Here is an 18,037-nt window from a genome sequence, read left to right on the forward strand (position 1 = left end):
GGTTCATCCTGTCCGCTTTTGAACTTGTTGATAAAATTCAAGAAAGCGATTTTTGGAGCAAAATGATGTCTCACCATAAAGCTGAAGCGAATGATTTCAGGGAAAACCGGGAAATCCGTTTGAGCGGAACGGAGTCTTAAAACGCCTTCCTGTATATGTTTTTTCAAAGTAACCGCGGGAAGATTGTATCCGTTTTTGTGCTTTTTCGGACAGCTTAATAGCGGTTTTTTTGTAAACAACAGCAGAAAAATTTAATTCATTTCCGTTAATTAATGTTTTTTTGGCAAATTATCACTTTCTCCTTTTATTAAAGTAGAGAAAAGAAGAGAAAGGAGGGTTGAACAACGCAATCCTTTCTTTCAAGATTTCCTGTTTTTATAATTTATATTTTATTATATTCCCGATCAAAAAGAAAAGAAGTGCCCGCACAGGCGGATTGTCAACTACATAGAATGAGATAATTAAAAAGAAGAAATGGGGCATGGATATGGCATGTTCCGGAAGGAATCTGCTTAAGAACGGGGGATTTCGGCGTGGGGTTGCACCGTGGCGGGGAAGACGGATCCGCCGACTCAATAATCCGCTGCGATCTGGAGACTATTCCATATTTATGAGTGCAGTGCGTACGGGAGCGGATGCCGTTTTGCAACAGACGGTGTACGCCCCTTTTGAAAGAGGCTGTGCCTATTATCTCTATTTTCGCCTTCTCAATGTAACTCCTTCCGAAAGCAGAACCGATCTGTATGCTACGGTCGCCTATCTGAATAAAAATCACCGGATTATCCGTTCCACGCCTCTGCTGATCAGGCCACCCGTTCAGACGCATAACTGGTATTCCTACTTTACCATTGTTCCGCCGCCGCCTCGGGGAACACGCATGGTATCGGTTGTTTTTTTACTTGGTAATGGAAGTTTGTTTGTCGACTATATCCGGTTTGCTTCACACGTCATCTAGAATCAAAAACAGTTTTTAAAAATGTTGTTTTCTCTGAGAAAAAGTCGCTTTTGAAAAGATGGCTTTTTGTTTTTGCGGACAAGGCCCCATGAATATGCGAAAACGTGCTAAAAATGAATAAGTAATCCTACTTTGTCCCAATGTTAAAGAATCATACATACCCGACAGAAGGGTGCGTTTATTGTGAATATTGTGTCTTCTTTGCCATCCGGTTTCCGGTATGATCTTTTTGGCTCAGCAGAACTGCTTGACAAAAGGTGAAAAAATTCGAAAACATTTGCATGAGTGGAGTATAAAAGTTGACAAAAACAGGGATATCAAAAAAGTGTATACAGGAGGGCATCTTTATGCCAACGCCAAGTATGGAAGATTATCTGGAAAATATCTACAAGCTGATTGAGCAAAAAGGCTACACGTGGTTCAGATATTGCTGAGGCATTAGAGATTCACCCTTCCTCTGTGACAAAAATGGTACAGAAACTGGATCAGAATAAATATCTGGTATATGAGAAATATCGAGGTTTGATTTTAACACAAAAAGGGAAAAATTGTGAAACACCTGAGAGATCGACATGAACTGCTGGAACAATTTTTGCGTCTGATCGTAGTAAGCAAAGGGCAGATTTATCAGGATGTGGAAGGCATCGAACATCATTTGAGCTGGAATTCCATTCATTGCATTCAAAATCTTGTCCGGTATTTGGGAAATCATCCGGAACTGGTCAGAGCGCTCTTAATGTCCAAAAAGCAACGCCAAGCTGATCCTGAAACGTAAAAAACCTTGGATTTTTCTCCAGGGTTTTTTTAAGGAGAGAAACATACATTTAATCAAAAGAACATATAAGGAGGGTTCTTCATGTGGGCTGATGCCGTTTTTGAAGGCGGGGGGATAAAAGGGATCGGTTTAGTTGGCGCCTTGTCGGTTGCCGAGAAGTGTGGTTACCGGTGGAAGAAAGTGGCAGGGTCTTCAGCAGGTTCGATTATCGCAACCTTATTGGCAGCCGGGTTTACAGCCAAGGAGATGGCTCAACTGATGTTTGAAAAGAATTTTACTGACTTTTTAACACCAAGATGGCATGAATATTTGCCTTATGTTGGGCCTGCCATTCGGTTATGGATTAAGAAAGGATTGTATTCTGGCAATGATTTGGAGAAATGGATAGCACAAATCCTTGAAACCAAAGGCATTCGTACATTCAAGGATTTGTCAGGGGAAACAGAGTTGCATATTATTGCTTCGGACATCACCAGGGGGCAGATCCTGGATTTGCCGCGTGATTTGGAAGATTACGGTTATCGGATGGAAAAATTTCCAGTGGCAAAAGTAGTGCGTATGAGTTGCAGTATTCCGTTTTTTTTCGAACCCGTTAAATTGGTATACAAAAAAACGGGAGAAACCTGTTATATCGTTGATGGCGGGGTTTTGAGCAATTTCCCGGTCTGGCTGTTTGACAAGGAAACTCCACGCTGGCCCACATTTGGCTTTCGCTTGTTCTCTCCCGATGAAAAACAGTTTCATGAGATTTCAGGCCCGTTCAGCATGCTATTATCCATCTTTTTTACCATGCTGGAAGCTCATGACAACCGGTATATTGAAAATCTGGATCAGGTGCGTTCCATTCAGGTTCCTTCACTGGATGTAAAGTTAACTGATTTTTCAATCTCCGGAGAAAAGAAAAGACAATTGTTTTTGTCAGGGGTTCAGGCGGCTGAAACCTTTTTCAATCACTGGACTTTTGAAAACTACTTAAAAGCAAGGTCAAAACAGAAAAGCATCCATTCCCGGCTGCGCCAGAACAAATTGGGGAGTTAAAGAAAAAAGGCCCATCCGTGAGGGGCCTTGATTTGGCAGCCAAAGAGAGGAAGCGGTTATTAGAAGCAGTATGACGATTTCCTTGTGGTACGGGAGACGAACAGGTTCAAAAATTCGTATACAGACAATTTTTCCAAGCCTGAAGGTCCATCCGTGGAGGGCCTTATTTTTTGCTGCCATTGATCACCTCGAACCGATTTTTCCTGCGTTTTCTTTTCACTGGTTTTCGGTGTCTTGGTGGCTGGTAATACTGGTAATAGGATGGGTTTCCTAAACGCATCAGCCAGCGGGGGGGGGATTTGTAAAAATAGTAAATAACCCCGATCACAACAACAATAATGATCAGTGTAGATGGAGACTTAACCATTTGGGAAACCAAACCAATCGCAGCCAGGCCCAGAATCAGGTAGTGCCATGGAAAATAGGTACGCCTTGGCATTTTAAAGCCTCCTTTTAACTTATTGGGGAGTTTGCCTGATGTCTGAGGGAAGGAAATGTTCCCAGTTTCTTTCCCACTCGGCATCCAGCTTTCGCATTTGCTCAAACGCCGTGATCGCCACTTTCACCTGCTCATCGGTAGGTTCTTTTGTAGTGAGCTTTTGCAGCCAAAGACCCGGGTATCCCATATATTTGAGAACCGGCTTGTCACGCAGCCAATTAGTCAAACGCAGCACTTCATATGACAGACCAATAACAACGGGGATCAGGAGCAACCGGATTCCGATTCTCTCCCAGACATTGTCATAACTGAAAAAAGAATAGACGATCACTCCGACAATAATGGTAAATACAATAAAGCTGCTTCCGCAACGGTAATGAAGGGTAGAATGTTTTTGAACGTTTTCTACAGTTAATTTTTCCCCATGTTCGAAAGCATTAATCACTTTATGTTCGGCGCCGTGGTATTGATATACTCTTTTAATTAGAGAGGTTTGGGAAATGATTAACAGATAGCCAAGCAGCAGGACTGTTTTGATGGCACCTTCAATCAAATTCTGCAAAATCAGATTTTGTACATATTTGTCAAAAAGAATGCTGGCCAGGTAGGCTGGCAGGGCGGTAAAGATCGCTTTGCCAATGATCAGTGACAGGAGACTGATGATGGCGACGCCCAATATCATTTCCCACTTGGAACCTTTTGGCGAGTCTTCGACAGAGGATGGTAACGGTTCATCCATTTCTTCCTCTTCCTGGTCAAGATCGTATTTTTGTGAGGAGTATTGCATATGTTTGGTGCCAAGAACACTTGATTCAATCATTGAAACAAGACCGCGGACAAAAGGGAATTGCTTGAACGGTTTCAGCCAGACAATTTCTTTTTTCTCCAGTTCATAACATTCAATATCCCCGTTTTTCCGCTGGATCGCTGTGACCTGTGCATACCGGCCGCCAAACATAACTCCTTCAATCACTGCCTGCCCTCCATAAGGGAATGGTTTATCGGACACTTAAGGTTGCACCACCTTAACTTTATTTCTGATAATTAATCGTGTAATCATTTTAACTTGACCTCTTTTTATGTGCAAATCAGAAGATCAAAATAAGGAACAAGGAAAAAACTGGATCCTGTTGAGCTTATTAAACAATGTCATTATCACTGTTTTAGGATTGATGAAGAATTACCAATTTCCATTGCCTGGGGGATGGGCCATCCTTTCGGATAAATGAGATAGACCGTGCCATTGGAGTGATTGAGAAAAACACTTTCAAAAGCATGACGGGGGTAAGTGATGCGGACTTCCTCGTTGCTTGGTCCGGCAGGATCGTTGGTAAGCACGTCTCCGTTTTCGTCGAAACCGCGGATCACAAGAAGATGTCCGCCTGAACTGGGGATGGGTGTGCCGGGTAATTCTCCTTCGTCATATGCAATACTGGCGATAACGGGAACGCCGGCTGCCGTCCATTGTTCGGCTTCGGCAAGGCTTGCAAACCGGGTCACCCTGGCTTCAAGTCCCATGGCGGCAGCGTAAGCCGTATTAAAAGCCCAATTTCCGCCTCCGCCATACACATGATCCCAAACCTTTTCAACAACGTGGGGGACAGACTGGTTCCATTGCGGTTCATGTTTCATTTTTGCCCAATAAGCCATAACCATGGAGGTGGAAGTGGGTGAGCACCAGATTTCGCCTCCATCCGGATAAATCATTTGCGAACGCATCGGTACATCCAGTTCGCTGGTTAACCCGGTGGAGGGAATCCGGCCGGGCCTGTCAGAACCTTCTGCCAGCGATACTCCAAGGGAACGAAAGAACGGAGTATATTGCGGGTTTTTCGTAAACAGAGTAACACGTGCCTGAATAACCGTCGCCGGTTTTTTTAAAACTAAAGTATCGACGGCAACGGTTCCGTGTTCATCCCCCTGGTTCCTGACGGAATGCCGTCTGAAAGGCAGATCATGTTCGTGCCAGACACCCATGCTGTACCATTTGCTCCATCCTTTTTTATGAGATCCGCGAAGTTCTACTTCGATCCAGGTATTTTCCGATGTGTTTGCCTGCCAGGAAGCAATGGCTTCAAGAAACTTTGCCGGAACAGCGGGAGAAGTCCAGGTTCCGTAATAGTAGGAACCGGAATCGTATTTTCCGGATGTGTCCTGTCCGCGCTTGAGCTTGAGCGGGTTTAAGACAATGGCATTCCCGTTATGGTAAACACCGTCAAACACTCCGCCGTGAAATGGTTTGAAAGACAGAAACTGTTTGGAGTTTTTTGAATGGCCTTTGGCAAATGAAACGGAGGGCAGAAATACGAATCCGACAATCAGGATCAGAACCAGGGAGAAAAACCTTAACATACCATCACTCCTTACTGTTGTCTACAGAAATATTTCGATTTGCAGGAGGTTTTTCCCTTTTTCTTCTGTTTTCTTTACATTTTGTGAAATCATTGATGGTGGAACATAGACAAAAAAAACAGATCATGGGAAAATATATTATTATCGGGGATGCGTCTCATCTTCCGATCCCCTGAAGAGAGACTGATGCACTTAGGAAGGGGGGATTAAAATGGCAAATGTACTTGTATTACACGGTCCGAATCTGAATCGGTTGGGAAAAAGAGAAAAACATATTTACGGTCAGACGACCCTTGCACAAATCAACAAGAAATTGGTGGAAAAAGGGAAACAATGGGGACTGGATGTGGAATGTTTCCAAAGCAACAGTGAGGGGGAATTGATCGACCGGATTCATCAGTGTGACGGTGTATTTCAGTACATAATCATAAACCCTGGCGCTTATACCCATTATAGTTATGCTATCCGTGATGCCATTGCTTCGGTGGATCTCCCGGTATTCGAAGTTCATTTATCCAATATTCATCTGCGGGAGGAATTTCGGCATACTTCTGTAACGGCACCTGTCTGCAAGGGGCAAATTGTTGGTTTTGGACCACTTGGATATGAATTGGCTCTTGTTGCAATTGCCGAAATGGAAGCGACTTCGAGCAAACAAAAAGGAGGTAAACGATGAAACAACGGGTTGAACGTTTGCGCAAGAAGATGGCGGAAAGAAACCTGGAAGCATTCCTGATCAGTCACCCCATCAATCGACGCTATATGACCGGCTTTACGGGAACTTCCGGAGTGGCGTTGCTAACGAAAGACGAGGCCCTGTTTTTTACCGATTTTCGCTATGTGATCCAGGCCAGGGAACAATGTCCCGACTGGTCTATTGTCAGACACGAAGGAGATATTTTTGCGGAAGTGGCAAAAGTTTGTAAAAAACTCGAGGTAAAACAGCTGGCATTTGAGCAGGATCATTTGACATATGCGGAAGCAACTCAATTGGGGGAGATTCTGGAAAAAACCGGAACGGTTCCCGAAAGCAGGCTGGTTGAGGAACTACGTGAAACCAAGGATCCGGAAGAATTGATGATCATGAAGGAAACAGCCAAAATCGCTGATAAAGCCTTTGCCCAGATCGTGCAGGAAATTCGTCCGGGAATGAAGGAAAAAGAAGTCGCACTACGTTTGGAAGTAATTATGCGTGAGTTGGGAGCCACCTCATCCTCTTTTGATACCATTGTGGCTTCCGGATGGCGGTCTGCGCTTCCCCATGGCGTTGCCAGTAACAAGGTGATCGAAAAGGGAGACTTTGTTACCATGGACTTTGGCGCTTACTATAAAGGGTATGCTTCGGATATTACCCGGACTGTTTTCATGGGCAAACCTGACCCAAAACAAAAAGAGATTTATGAAATTGTTCTTGAGGCAAACCGCCGGGCCATTGAAGGAGTCCGCCCGGGAAAAACGGGACGGGATATCGATGCCATTGCCCGTGACTATATCAGGGAACATGGTTATGGAGACTGTTTCGGTCATGGAACGGGGCACGGTTTGGGAATGGAAGTGCATGAGGAACCCCGTGTATCCTCGAAAGGGGATAAACCGCTTGCACCCGGAATGGTGATTACGATTGAGCCGGGGATCTATTTGCCGGACTTTGGCGGCGTTCGGATTGAGGATGATCTGATCGTTACCGAATCTGGCTATGAAAAGATAACCGGCTCTCCAAAAGAATTGTTGATGATTCGATAATCTTTAGGAGGACAAAGTATGATCAGTGTGAATGATTTTCGTACAGGTTTAACGATTGAACTGGACAATGATGTATGGCAGGTGATTGAATTTCAACATGTGAAGCCTGGTAAAGGTGCTGCATTTGTCCGTTCGAAATTGCGTAACCTGCGTAATGGCAATATCCAGGAGCGCACATTCCGCGCCGGGGAAAAAGTGCCCCGTGCGATGGTTGAAACACGCCAGATGCAATATTTGTATGAAAGCGGCGGCGAGTATTTCTTTATGGATAACGAAACATATGATCAGATTTCATTGCCGGCCGAACAGTTAAAGTATGAATTGAATTTTTTGCAGGAAAACATGAATGTACAGATTGTCTCCTATAAAGGGGAAACGATCGGGGTGCAATTGCCCAATACTGTCGAATTGGAAGTAGTGGATACAGAACCGGGAATCAAAGGGGATACAGCAACGGGTGGCAGCAAATCAGCCACGTTATCGACCGGGTTTACGGTGCAGGTACCTCTCTTCATTAACGTGGGTGACCGGCTGATTATAGATACACGCAGTGGTGAATATGTATCACGTGCCTGACATTTTTAAAACCTCTATAGCAACAGCTATGGAGGTTTTAGTATGATTTCGGCAAGTTATTCGGGTTTGGAGCAGGTAAATCTTTCGTATTTATTTAAAAAACAGACCTTGAGATAGCATTCTCTTGCATGGAAAGGAAAATATATCGGCGATTAGTTTAAAACTGTTTATATCGCCTTTTTTTGTCTGTTTCTACCTGAAATGGTATTTTACAATCAAAAATGAGAGGAGTAAGATGAAAACCAAAATTGAATACCGTACCAATCGCTGAATCCCATACGGTGGGAACGGGGGAACCAACATATTTTACCGGGGTGAATCCTGAGTCTTGCTCAGGTAGGGTGACTCTCAGCACCCGAATCCGTCAGCTAACCTCGTATGCGTTGTGAGAGGGGGAACTGTTTGCAAGATCACAAAAGAAGTCTCTCTTTTTTGTGATTTTTTATATTGTAGGGAAAATAAATTAAAAACTTAACTCATGTTTCTTGTTTATAGCATTTATTATTAAATATTTATAAAAGATATCTGGTTTATTTGGCAAAAATAAATAAATGTATCTGTATATGGGTTAAGTTAATTTTTAATAAAATCAATTGTATTTTGCTTCCCTTTGAGAATTTCATATAATTTATGGTATCTGGGTATCATGATTATTATTTTTAAAACATAAACTAAAAATAATAAAAGAAGTGGAAGATCCGATTATGATTTTAAAAAGACTCACTCCTTCGCAAATCCTGGTCATCGGTTTTGCGCTCACCATTTTGACGGGGACTCTGCTTCTGTCGCTGCCGATTTCTACAGAGAGCGGAAAATCCTTACCATTCATTGATGCGCTTTTTACATCGACATCTGCAGTTTGTGTGACCGGACTTGTCGTTGTCGATACGGCCACCACTTTTAGTACATTTGGTGAAGTTGTCATTCTGCTTCTCATCCAGATCGGTGGTCTCGGTTTCATGACTTTTGGTACTTTTTTTGCGATCCTTGTAGGGAAGAAGATCGGATTTCGTGAACGCCTGATATTAAAAGAAGCGTTTAACCAACTTAACGTATCGGGAGTTGTGCGCCTTGTTTTAATGGTTCTTGCGATCACCCTTATCATTGAAGGCTTAGGGTTTACTTTTCTCGCTATCCGCTTTGTTCCGGAATGGAGTTGGGGAAAAGGTCTCTGGTACGCCTTGTTCCATTCCGTTTCCGCTTTTAATAACGCGGGGTTTGACTTGTTCGGCGACATGGAGAAGTTTAGCAGTCTAATTCGTTATGTCGGAGACCCGATGGTAAACCTAACGATCAGCAGTTTGATCATTTTGGGTGGAATCGGCTTTGTTGTGATTCTGGAACTGGCGCAGTTTTGCATGACAAAACGTCTGAGCCTTCATTCCAAGCTGGTCTTGACGATGACGGCGTTTCTTATTTTCGCAGGAACGATCCTTATTTTGGGCACCGAGTGGAGCAATCCGGCCACTTTAGGTAAGTTATCATTTGGCGATAAATTGCTTGCTTCTTATTTTCAATCGGTCACAACAAGAACGGCGGGCTATAATACCCTGAATATAGGAGATATGTATCCGGCTATGCTCTTCTTTATCATTCTCTTGATGTTTGTGGGTGCTTCTCCCAGCTCGACGGGTGGCGGGGTTAAAACCACAACACTCGCAACCATCTTGCTTGCAGTCTGGGGAATGATCCGGGGGCGGGATAATGTCGTCGCCTACCGCAGGCGTATTCCGTACAATCAGGTTTATAAAGCACTGACGGTCACGGTGGCTGCCCTCGTTCTTGTTATTACGATAACCATGCTGCTCACTATTACGGAACATACGGATATTTTAACGTCCATGTTTGAAACGGTATCTGCTTTTGGCACGGTTGGGCTGACTATGGGCTTAACGCCAAGCCTCTCGACAGCCGGTAAAATTCTCATTATCTTTACCATGTTTGCCGGACGTCTCGGTCCGATGACCATTGCGGTTGCAATCGCCCGCAGCCTGCATCATCAACAGGAACCGCTTATTCGATTCCCCGAAGAAAATCCACTCATTGGATAAAAAATATATTGGCCGTAAAATAGGGAATTTGAAATGAACAACGTTTAACCTGAAGAGGAACTTAGTGAATGTTTAATAAACCAGCACCAAGCGATCACTGTATATAGTTTGGTGGAAATGTCATCTTTGAAATTTGCGGTGACCGGGTCAGAAAGATTAGGTGGAAGTTAGCTCAAATCTTTCATTCGGTGGGATGTGAAATACTTGAATGCACAACGTGTAACGGATTCCATTGATGAGAATGTTGTCAAAACCAAATTTAAAAAAGTATTCTCTTGCATGGCAAGGAAAATATATCGCCACTTAGTTTAAAACTTGTTTATATCTCCTTTTTTGTCTGTTTCTACCTGAAATGGTATTTTACAATCAAAAATGAGAGGAGTAAGATGAAAACCAAAATTGAATACCGTACCAATCGCTGAATCCCATACGGTGGGAACGGGGGAACCAACATATTTTACCGGGGTGAATCCTGAGTCTTGCTCAGGTAGGGTGACTCTCAGCACCCGAATCCGTCAGTTAACCTCGTAAGCGTTGTGAGAGAGGGAACTGTTTGCAAGATCACAAAAGGAGTCTCTCTTTTTTGTGATTTTTTTATGTTGGGGAGCACAATAACTCTAAAACTCCATGCAAAATGATCCTGTAGTGAATTTATTGTTGAATATTGTAAAAAAATGTAAGTTCTGACAAAAAAACAAAACATGTTTATGAAGGTGAGAAGGATGTTTCATAAAATCAAACGCATTCTGATTGGAAGGCCACTAAGGACGAATGAATTGCATCATCAGAAATTAAACAATTTGAAGGCATTAGCCATTCTTTCATCAGATGCCCTGTCTTCGGTAGCCTACGGACCGGAGCAGATTCTGATTGTGCTTGCCACGGTCAGCATGCTGGCCTTCTGGTATTTATTGCCTATTGCCGTCGGTGTGCTGGTTTTATTGGTTGTATTGATTCTGTCATATCGCAAGATCATTTTTGCATACCCGGGCGGCGGCGGAGCCTATATGGTGGCCAAGGAAAATCTGGGAACCAACTTCGGCCTGATTGCCGGTGGCTCGTTATTGATTGATTATATCCTTACTGTTGCCGTAAGCGTTTCGGCAGGTACGGATGCGATTACGTCCGCTTTTCCTCCCTTTCACCCGTTTACGGTGGAAATTGCAGTAGGTCTGGTAGCTGTTATTACATTGTTAAATCTGAGGGGATTGACCGAATCCGCCACCATTTTGGCGTATCCTGTCTATTTGTTTGTGTTTGCTCTTGCTATTCTGATCGTTGGCGGTTTATACCAGGCAGTAACCGGGCATGTTCCGGCAAATGCCCATACAGCGATCGGAACTCCTGTAATCGGGATTAACCTGTTTCTGATATTAAAAGCTTTTTCGTCCGGTTGTTCTGCCTTGACCGGGGTTGAAGCCATATCCAATGCCATTCCCAATTTCAAAGAGCCTGCCCCCAAGAATGCAGCCTTTACCTTATCGATTATGGGCCTGATTTTGGGATCTCTTTTTTCGGGAGTCGTCTTTTTGGCTTATTGGTACGGGATAGCCCCATCGGCAACGGAAACCGCGTTGTCTCAACTTGGTTCCTCGATTTTTGGGCGAAACGGTTTTTATTATTTCATACAGGCTGTCACAGCAATGATCCTGGTGCTGGCGGCCAATACAGGCTTTTCCGCATTTCCGTTACTTGCCTTTAATCTGGCAAAGGACAAATTTATGCCCAGAGCCTTTACCATTCGGGGAGACCGCCTGGCATATTCAAACGGGATCATTACCCTCGGCCTTTCATCCATCCTGTTAATTATTGCTTTTGAGGGGCATACGGAAAATCTCATTCCTCTCTATGCGGTGGGAGTATTTATTCCGTTTTCTCTGTCCCAGACGGGAATGATTGTCAAGTGGATACGATCAAAACCCGAAGATTGGAAATCGAAATTGATCGTAAACCTTTTGGGCGCATTCATTTGTTATCTGATTTTGATCATCTTTTTTGTCACCAAGTTTGAACATGTGTGGATCGCTTTGCTCTTTATTCCGGCATGCATTTTTATTTTCCAAAAAATCTATCACCATTATGAGGATGTAGGTGATCAATTACGGATAGATTTATCGGCCAAATTTGATGATATGGAAAACACCAGGAATCTGGTGATTGTGCCTGTGGCTGGCATTACAAAAGTAGTAGCCCAGTCACTCGTTTATGCCAAATCTTTGTCTGAAGATGTGATAGCGGTATATGTGGGTTCGAGCCCGGAGGAGATAGAACGTATGGAGAAAAAATGGGAAAAGTGGCAAACAGGCGTAAGATTGGTGACGATCTTTTCCCTTTATCGAAGTGTTACTGCTTCATTAAGTGAGTTTATTGATACAATAAAAGAAAAAACGAACCAGTCCGGAACGAAAGTTACTGTAATCATGCCTCAATTTATCACGAAAAAATGGTGGCACAGTTTTCTTCATAACCAGACAGGTTTTCTCATTTTGGCCCGCCTGCTTAAAACGAAAAATGTGAATATCACCATTGTTCCGTACCAGCTGGAAAAGTAGCCGGCGATGGTCCTGTTGGCTTTTTCAAATAAAAAACCGTGAAGGAAACCACCTTCACAGTCAAAGCAACCATTTGAACAGGCGAAGGAGAAAGGCGGTGATTCCGGCTGCCATCAAGGGGCCGACCGGGATTCCGCGCATAAACAGGATGCCGAAGATTGAACCGAGGACAAGCCCCACAATCAGTTGGGGGTCAACTTTTAAAAGGTCCAAACCTTTCCCGTTCATATATGTAGCAAATGCACCGCCCAGTAGTGCAAGAATCCCGGGTAATGTCACGAAGACAGACAGGACATCTTTGGTCTGAATCCGTCCGGAAGCGAATGGAACCAATACGGAGATGGTTAGAAACAGCAGTCCGAATTCCAGCCCCCGTCTTTCAAGAGACGGAAAGTAACGTTCCAGATGAATCAGTTTCAGAATGAGCAACAGGCTGGATGCGGTTGCAATCAGCGGGGACCGTCCAATAACTCCAACAATGATCAATACAACCAAGAGCAAATCGGGATTCATTTGCCTAACCCCTGTCCAATCAGGTTTGTACTAAATTATGTTGGACAGGTTTTTTTTATGAACGTTTATTTAGTGAAACTTGTCAGGGAAAACGTATCTGCTCTCAGCCCCCTCCTTAAACATTCCAGTGAAAGGACTTCCGGCGGGGATATATTTCCCAGATTGACCTTAGGGCCGATTTGCTTCAGAAACTCAATTTGCTGACTGGTTTGCGGAGCTTCCCAAATGATCGCGTCCGGATCCGTTTGATGAAAAATAGCTTTCAGACGGGGGATGCAGATGTGCCCTTTTTCATCGTAAATTCCGATGTTTTTACCGGACTCTCTGCCTTCAACAATGATAAAAGTGGCTCCATGGCTTCGGTCATGTTCATAAATTCTCAAAAACGATTCAATATCCAAGGCAGAACCGGCTGATTTTTTCCCGATTTCGGTGATGATGTCAAATCCTATCTCCTGGGCCTGCCGGATCAGGGAAGAGCGTTCGGAAAGAGAAAGTTCTATCATTCCATCTGAAATTTCCAGCCACTTTATTCCCAGTGATGAAATTGTTTCAAGATAGTGATGATGCATCTTTTTGGCATAGGCGATTTCAAGAAATGTGCCGCCGGGATAAATTCCTACCTGGTACTGGTTGGCCAGAGCGATTTTTTCCTGCAACAGTTTTTGTGGGGTGATTCCTGCTGTTCCAAAACCCAATTTAATAAAATCAATATATTCTCCTGCGATCTGGAGCAGATCATGAAATGTGCCCAAACCCAATCCTTTGTCAAGCACCATGGTACAACCGTTTGAACGGGGCTTTGTCGAGCGGAAATCAGGATTGACCAGAGTCTCTTTCCATAAGTCGTGAATGGAACTCATGGGTTCGCCTCCTTATATAAATCATCTTTCCTATTTTATGCGAAGCGAACAACCCGCTAATACCCTAAACCGGGGAAAGTCTTTTTTTTCGTAACAGGAGACGGGACCGGCCTCCCTTGCCGCGCAGCCGTTGCGGACGGTCAATAAATTTATGGGAAAGGAAAATCATGATGAACAGGACAAAAGCAAGACCCAAAAACAAAATGAATGGCCGGTTTGCCAGAGCCCCGAAAACCGGGGGTCCAAGCGCAACGCCAAAAAAGCGGACGCTGTTGTATAAAGAAGTAATAATGCCGCGTTCCTGCATGCCAACTGCTGAAGTAATCAATGTGTTCAGGCAAGGGAGGATCAACCCGCTTCCGATTCCAATCACAAACGAACAGCCAACAAGCCAGTAGGCATTTTTCCACCAGGGCGTGGCTGCGGTAGCAATGGTTGTCAGGATTAAACCGAGGATGATCAGTTTGTTCATTTTGTGTGTCTGTTCCTTGACATGGGAACCGGTCAGATATGCTGTCACGCATAACGCCAGCAATGGAACGGCCAGGATAAACCCCTTGAAGATCCCTTCAACGCGATAAGTTTTTTCCAGATAGTCAGACAGGTAAAACAGGATGCCAAACATGGTAAACATCATCAGCGCCCCGGCCAGGAAAGATACTGACAACCATTTTCCACGCCGTTTGAAGATTTTATAAATATGCCGTTTATATTCCTGCAATGGCTGGGGTTTTTCATTTTTGGAAGGCTCCCTGATCACTTTCCACAAGGCGATGGCAGCGGGGATACACAGCAGCGGAAAGGCGAAAAACATCGCATACCAGGTGATGACCGCAATCAATGACCCGAGGATCGGACTGAGCACTTTTCCAAAGGCGTTTGATGCTTCAAGGATTCCCAATGCCTTGCTTCGGTCTTCTCCCTGATATAAATCGCCGAGCAACACCATAGCGATCGGGGAGGTTCCTGCTGCGCCGATTCCCTGAATAATCCGTGAGATCAGCACAAATGTATAGGATCCCCCCTGGTAAACCGAGGAGAACCCGGCCAAGAGTCCCCCCAGACCATATAAAAGCAGACTGTAAAAAACAATTTTTTTGCGGCCAATCCGGTCAGCCATGATTCCGGCGATGGGAATGGCAAATGCTGCCGGAATGGAAAACAGCGTAATCAATAAGCTGACTTGAAATGAACTGACGTTAAGAGCTTTTTCAGCGGTAGGCAATACCGGAATCAACATGGAGTTTCCCAAAACCATGATAAACGGAATTGAACTTAGCGTAATTAACGCCGCGATCTGCAATTTTTGTCCTTCTTTCCCGTGTACAGCTTGACTTGGAGGCATTCTAATCACCCCATTTTTCGTTTTTATCGGTTATAGCATACCCAAATTTGTAAATTTCTTGTTTCCAGTTATTGATTTGTTTTTTGGCCAGGCAATTAGGCACACTATGAAAAAGTAAAACATGGCTTGTGAGGTGAAATGGCATGTATGAAAGGTTAAAACGGGATGTATCCTTTATTCAGGGAATGCTGGAAAGTGATGTCAATCATCATGAGCACGTTGAATATAAAGCTGTTCAGCGTCTGTTGGAAGTGACTGACCAGCTGGTGGAGGTTTCCGAACAGCTGGACCGCCGCCTTTCGGAATTGGAAGAATATGTAGAAGCTGTCGATGAGGACCTGAATGATGTGGAATTATTGGTTTATGATGATGAAGAAGATGAGGATGATGAGGACGACTGGCTGGTTGCAGTAACCTGTCCCGATTGCGGAGAAGAAGTCCTGGTTGATGAAGAGGATTTCGAGGATGATTCCATTGAACTTTTATGCCCGAAATGCAATACCGTTCTGGAAGTAAAGGATATCAATGAAGATGAAGTTGATGAAATTATTCTGGAAGAAGCATAAAAGCAGACTCTGAAAAGGAACGAACCTTCACATGGATTCGTTCCTTTTTTCGCGGGTTTTTGTGTGGATGCTTGTCATATTAAAAACAAGTCCACATATGAATGGGAATAAAAAAGGTTTAGGACAGGAGGTGCTCCATGTCAATTAAGCCGGTTTTTCAAGTACTCCCGCACTCCATTCGCGATGTGATCCAGTCGTTGCCTGCTTCTGTTCTGGAACGTCTGGAGGAAGTCCGTGTCAGGCAGGGGAGGCCGCTGGAAATCATCACCTTCAAACAGTCGTGGTTTGTCAGCCGGTTTGCCCATCTCTCCAAAAAACCGTATGAAGCGATGATTCCAGGCAAAGAAGACTGTCTGAATCTGTTGAATCTGATCAGTAACCATTCTTTGTATACGATGGATGAAGAATTGCGGCAGGGGTATGTCACTGTCGAAGGCGGGCATCGAATCGGACTGGTTGGAAAAGTGGTGTTGGAAGGCGGGAGAGTCAAACATCTTCGGGATATAACAGGTTTTAATGTCCGGATTGCCCGGCAGGTTGTGGGAGTTGCCGATCCGTTGATTCCCTGTTTGTTTGGAAATGCAAAAGTGGAAAATGTGCTGATTATTTCTCCCCCGCAATGTGGCAAAACCACGCTGATTCGGGACCTGGCACGTCATGTAAGCAGAGGTAGCCAGTCCATTCCTGCATACAAAGTGGGAATTGTCGATGAGAGATCCGAAATTGCCGGCTGTGTTGCAGGTGTCCCCCAGCATGATGTAGGTCCAAGGACCGATGTACTGGATGGATGTCCCAAGGCAGAAGGGATGATGATGCTGATCCGGTCCATGTCGCCAGATGTCCTGGTTGTGGATGAGATTGGACGGAAAGCCGACAGCGAAGCAATCCATGAGGCAATCTATGCGGGGGTTCATCTGTTTGCAACCGTGCACGGCCAGTCTGTCAGGGAAATTACCAGGCGTCCGGTACTCAGAGAACTGTTTCAGGAAAAAGTTTTTACAAGGCTGGTCTTGCTTAGCCGGCGAAGGGGACCGGGAACGGTTGAAGGCATTTACAACCAATTTATTGAGCGCCTGGACAACAAGGTCGGGAGGATGGGAACCATATGCTGAAGCTGTTGGGAGCCGTTCTGATCATCTTGACCACTTCATGGATCGGGTTTCAACTGGCAACAGAATTTCGTATGCGTCCGCGACAAATCCAGGAATTGCGTTCCAGTTTGGCCCTCCTGAAAACAGAAATCGACTATGGAACAAGGCCGCTGGCAGAAGCATGCGATCGGATAGCGGAGGCCGCAGGCAGCAGCTTGAGCCAACTGTTTCAAAAGTTCAGCCGGAATCTGAGAACATTGGACGGCAAGTCCACTTATGAATGTTTACGGCTGGCCATTGAAAGCGAGTGGCGAAAAACAGCCATGGGAAAAGAAGAAAAAGGAATTATCCTGAAGTTGTGCCAGGTGTTGGGAGGTTCTAATCGGTCTGATCAGCTGCATCATTTGGAAATAGCGGCCGAAAATCTGCTGATGGAAGAACAGAAAGCAAGAGTTGAGCAGGAAAAATACGAAAAAATGATTAAAACCTTCGGGATCTTGTCTGGGGTTCTGCTGGTGATTCTCATGTATTAAAACTTTTATGGAGGGGTGGCTTTATGCCATACCATTTGGATTCTGTGTTTCAGATTGCCGGGATCGGCATCATAGTGGCAATGATTCACACCGTCCTGAAGCAAATGGGCAAGGAGGATTTTGCACACTGGGTAACTTTGTTCGGTTTTGTTGTCGTTTTGTTCATGGTCGCCATGTTGTTGCAGGATTTGTTTCAAACGATTAAAAATGTGTTTCTGTTTCGGACATGACAGGAGGCGATCCGCTTGGAAATTGTCCAGGTGGTGGGTCTCGGCCTGATCGCCACATTTCTGATCCTCGCGGTTAAGGAACAGAAACCGGTATTTGCCTTTTCACTGGCGATGTTTGTCGGGATTGTCATTTTCATTTCTTTAGCCGGCAAAGTGGGTCAAGTGGTTGGTATTTTGCAAAATCTGGCACATCTTGCCCGGGTCAATGAACTGTTTCTGGAAACCATCCTCAAAATCATCGGTATCGCTTATATTGCCGAATTTGGAGCGCAGGTAACCCGGGATGCCGGACAGGACAGTATTGCGACAAAGATTGAACTGGCAGGAAAAGTTTTGATTATGGTGATGGCGATTCCCATCATTACAGTGATTATCGAAACGATTATGCAAATTCTGCCCGCGTAAGGATGTATGG

Annotated in this window: 18 protein-coding genes, 1 pseudogene and 2 riboswitches; of the genes and pseudogenes, 13 read left to right on the top strand and 6 right to left on the bottom strand. The window is 44.5% G+C overall.

The window, feature by feature from the left end; all coding sequences use genetic code 11:
* Positions 1-481 precede the first annotated feature (481 nt).
* The 3 genes and pseudogenes from H2C83_RS00800 to H2C83_RS00810 all read left to right on the top strand — a co-directional run bounded on the left by H2C83_RS00800 (position 482) and on the right by H2C83_RS00810 (position 2,768).
* Complete coding sequence (locus H2C83_RS00800; RefSeq protein ID WP_181736807.1) at positions 482-955, top strand: hypothetical protein; 474 nt, start codon at positions 482-484, stop codon at positions 953-955.
* Between the two features lie 347 nt (positions 956-1,302).
* Positions 1,303-1,730, top strand: a pseudogene (gene mntR, locus H2C83_RS00805) (transcriptional regulator MntR).
* A gap of 81 nt (positions 1,731-1,811) precedes the next feature.
* Positions 1,812-2,768 carry a patatin-like phospholipase family protein gene (locus tag H2C83_RS00810; RefSeq protein WP_181736809.1) on the top strand — a complete coding sequence of 319 codons (957 nt, stop codon included), beginning with the start codon at positions 1,812-1,814 and terminating at the stop codon, positions 2,766-2,768.
* Positions 2,769-2,931: 163 nt separating this feature from the next.
* On the opposite strand, the gene H2C83_RS00815 is transcribed toward H2C83_RS00810, so the two are convergent.
* From H2C83_RS00815 to H2C83_RS00825, 3 genes are all read right to left on the bottom strand, one after another.
* Complete coding sequence (locus H2C83_RS00815) at positions 2,932-3,207, bottom strand: hypothetical protein (RefSeq protein WP_181736811.1); 276 nt, start codon at positions 3,205-3,207, stop codon at positions 2,932-2,934.
* A gap of 19 nt (positions 3,208-3,226) precedes the next feature.
* Positions 3,227-4,165 (bottom strand): DUF1385 domain-containing protein, encoded by a 939-nt coding sequence (locus tag H2C83_RS00820; protein ID WP_181736980.1) that lies wholly within the window; start codon positions 4,163-4,165, stop codon positions 3,227-3,229.
* 197 nt (positions 4,166-4,362) lie between these two features.
* The gene (locus H2C83_RS00825; protein WP_181736813.1) at positions 4,363-5,559 is read right to left on the bottom strand and encodes a C39 family peptidase; all 1,197 of its coding nucleotides are present in this window, start codon (positions 5,557-5,559) and stop codon (positions 4,363-4,365) included.
* A 211-nt stretch (positions 5,560-5,770) separates the two neighbouring features.
* Here H2C83_RS00825 and aroQ point away from each other — a divergent pair, with 211 nt between their 5' ends.
* From aroQ to kimA, 5 genes are all read left to right on the top strand, one after another.
* Positions 5,771-6,235, top strand: a complete 465-nt coding sequence (aroQ, locus tag H2C83_RS00830) for a type II 3-dehydroquinate dehydratase (RefSeq protein ID WP_181736815.1) — start codon at positions 5,771-5,773, stop codon at positions 6,233-6,235.
* Positions 6,232-7,302 carry a M24 family metallopeptidase gene (locus H2C83_RS00835; protein WP_181736817.1) on the top strand — a complete coding sequence of 357 codons (1,071 nt, stop codon included), beginning with the start codon at positions 6,232-6,234 and terminating at the stop codon, positions 7,300-7,302. Before aroQ ends, H2C83_RS00835 begins: the two co-directional genes overlap by 4 nt.
* A gap of 18 nt (positions 7,303-7,320) precedes the next feature.
* Complete coding sequence (gene efp, locus H2C83_RS00840; RefSeq protein WP_181736819.1) at positions 7,321-7,878, top strand: elongation factor P; 558 nt, start codon at positions 7,321-7,323, stop codon at positions 7,876-7,878.
* Positions 7,879-8,133: 255 nt separating this feature from the next.
* Positions 8,134-8,275, top strand: a riboswitch (cyclic di-AMP (ydaO/yuaA leader).
* 307 nt (positions 8,276-8,582) lie between these two features.
* Positions 8,583-9,929 carry a TrkH family potassium uptake protein gene (locus H2C83_RS00845; protein WP_220183935.1) on the top strand — a complete coding sequence of 449 codons (1,347 nt, stop codon included), beginning with the start codon at positions 8,583-8,585 and terminating at the stop codon, positions 9,927-9,929.
* Between the two features lie 406 nt (positions 9,930-10,335).
* A riboswitch (cyclic di-AMP (ydaO/yuaA leader) is annotated at positions 10,336-10,479 on the top strand.
* 172 nt (positions 10,480-10,651) lie between these two features.
* The gene (gene kimA / locus H2C83_RS00850; protein ID WP_181736821.1) at positions 10,652-12,481 is read left to right on the top strand and encodes a potassium transporter KimA; all 1,830 of its coding nucleotides are present in this window, start codon (positions 10,652-10,654) and stop codon (positions 12,479-12,481) included.
* 60 nt (positions 12,482-12,541) lie between these two features.
* Here the strand turns inward: kimA and H2C83_RS00855 are convergent, their stop codons facing one another.
* The 3 genes from H2C83_RS00855 to H2C83_RS00865 all read right to left on the bottom strand — a co-directional run bounded on the left by H2C83_RS00855 (position 12,542) and on the right by H2C83_RS00865 (position 15,202).
* Positions 12,542-12,994, bottom strand: a complete 453-nt coding sequence (locus H2C83_RS00855; RefSeq protein ID WP_181736823.1) for a DUF441 domain-containing protein — start codon at positions 12,992-12,994, stop codon at positions 12,542-12,544.
* A 65-nt stretch (positions 12,995-13,059) separates the two neighbouring features.
* On the bottom strand, positions 13,060-13,857 hold the full coding sequence (gene comA, locus H2C83_RS00860) for a phosphosulfolactate synthase (RefSeq protein WP_181736825.1): 798 nt from the start codon (positions 13,855-13,857) through the stop codon (positions 13,060-13,062).
* 64 nt (positions 13,858-13,921) lie between these two features.
* A complete protein-coding gene (locus H2C83_RS00865; RefSeq protein ID WP_181736826.1) occupies positions 13,922-15,202 on the bottom strand; it encodes an MFS transporter in 1,281 nt (426 codons plus the stop codon).
* A 143-nt stretch (positions 15,203-15,345) separates the two neighbouring features.
* On the opposite strand from H2C83_RS00865, the gene H2C83_RS00870 reads away from it, so the two are divergent.
* The 5 genes from H2C83_RS00870 to spoIIIAD all read left to right on the top strand — a co-directional run bounded on the left by H2C83_RS00870 (position 15,346) and on the right by spoIIIAD (position 18,027).
* A complete protein-coding gene (locus H2C83_RS00870) occupies positions 15,346-15,768 on the top strand; it encodes a CD1247 N-terminal domain-containing protein (RefSeq protein WP_181736829.1) in 423 nt (140 codons plus the stop codon).
* Between the two features lie 143 nt (positions 15,769-15,911).
* Positions 15,912-16,880, top strand: a complete 969-nt coding sequence (spoIIIAA, locus tag H2C83_RS00875; protein WP_446697281.1) for a stage III sporulation protein AA — start codon at positions 15,912-15,914, stop codon at positions 16,878-16,880.
* Positions 16,874-17,392: a stage III sporulation protein SpoIIIAB gene (gene spoIIIAB / locus H2C83_RS00880; protein WP_181736833.1), complete on the top strand. Its 519-nt coding sequence runs from the start codon at positions 16,874-16,876 to the stop codon at positions 17,390-17,392. Before spoIIIAA ends, spoIIIAB begins: the two co-directional genes overlap by 7 nt.
* A gap of 23 nt (positions 17,393-17,415) precedes the next feature.
* Positions 17,416-17,622 (top strand): stage III sporulation protein AC, encoded by a 207-nt coding sequence (gene spoIIIAC, locus H2C83_RS00885; protein WP_037993870.1) that lies wholly within the window; start codon positions 17,416-17,418, stop codon positions 17,620-17,622.
* Between the two features lie 15 nt (positions 17,623-17,637).
* A complete protein-coding gene (gene spoIIIAD, locus H2C83_RS00890) occupies positions 17,638-18,027 on the top strand; it encodes a stage III sporulation protein AD (protein WP_181736835.1) in 390 nt (129 codons plus the stop codon).
* Positions 18,028-18,037: the final 10 nt, after the last annotated feature.

Source organism: Thermoactinomyces mirandus (assembly GCF_013868055.1).
Classification (GTDB): domain Bacteria; phylum Bacillota; class Bacilli; order Thermoactinomycetales; family Thermoactinomycetaceae; genus Thermoactinomyces; species Thermoactinomyces mirandus.

Bases quoted from the DNA above. Each gene is read 5' to 3' on its own strand.
- H2C83_RS00800 (WP_181736807.1), top strand. From the start codon at position 482: ATGGATATGGCATGTTCCGGAAGGAATCTGCTTAAGAACGGGGGATTT.
- H2C83_RS00810 (WP_181736809.1), top strand. From the start codon at position 1,812: ATGTGGGCTGATGCCGTTTTTGAAGGCGGGGGGATAAAAGGGATCGGT.
- H2C83_RS00815 (WP_181736811.1), bottom strand. From the start codon at position 3,207: ATGCCAAGGCGTACCTATTTTCCATGGCACTACCTGATTCTGGGCCTG.
- H2C83_RS00820 (WP_181736980.1), bottom strand. From the start codon at position 4,165: ATGTTTGGCGGCCGGTATGCACAGGTCACAGCGATCCAGCGGAAAAAC.
- H2C83_RS00825 (WP_181736813.1), bottom strand. From the start codon at position 5,559: ATGTTAAGGTTTTTCTCCCTGGTTCTGATCCTGATTGTCGGATTCGTA.
- aroQ (WP_181736815.1), top strand. From the start codon at position 5,771: ATGGCAAATGTACTTGTATTACACGGTCCGAATCTGAATCGGTTGGGA.
- H2C83_RS00835 (WP_181736817.1), top strand. From the start codon at position 6,232: ATGAAACAACGGGTTGAACGTTTGCGCAAGAAGATGGCGGAAAGAAAC.
- efp (WP_181736819.1), top strand. From the start codon at position 7,321: ATGATCAGTGTGAATGATTTTCGTACAGGTTTAACGATTGAACTGGAC.
- H2C83_RS00845 (WP_220183935.1), top strand. From the start codon at position 8,583: ATGATTTTAAAAAGACTCACTCCTTCGCAAATCCTGGTCATCGGTTTT.
- kimA (WP_181736821.1), top strand. From the start codon at position 10,652: ATGTTTCATAAAATCAAACGCATTCTGATTGGAAGGCCACTAAGGACG.
- H2C83_RS00855 (WP_181736823.1), bottom strand. From the start codon at position 12,994: ATGAATCCCGATTTGCTCTTGGTTGTATTGATCATTGTTGGAGTTATT.
- comA (WP_181736825.1), bottom strand. From the start codon at position 13,857: ATGAGTTCCATTCACGACTTATGGAAAGAGACTCTGGTCAATCCTGAT.
- H2C83_RS00865 (WP_181736826.1), bottom strand. From the start codon at position 15,202: ATGCCTCCAAGTCAAGCTGTACACGGGAAAGAAGGACAAAAATTGCAG.
- H2C83_RS00870 (WP_181736829.1), top strand. From the start codon at position 15,346: ATGTATGAAAGGTTAAAACGGGATGTATCCTTTATTCAGGGAATGCTG.
- spoIIIAB (WP_181736833.1), top strand. From the start codon at position 16,874: ATGCTGAAGCTGTTGGGAGCCGTTCTGATCATCTTGACCACTTCATGG.
- spoIIIAC (WP_037993870.1), top strand. From the start codon at position 17,416: ATGCCATACCATTTGGATTCTGTGTTTCAGATTGCCGGGATCGGCATC.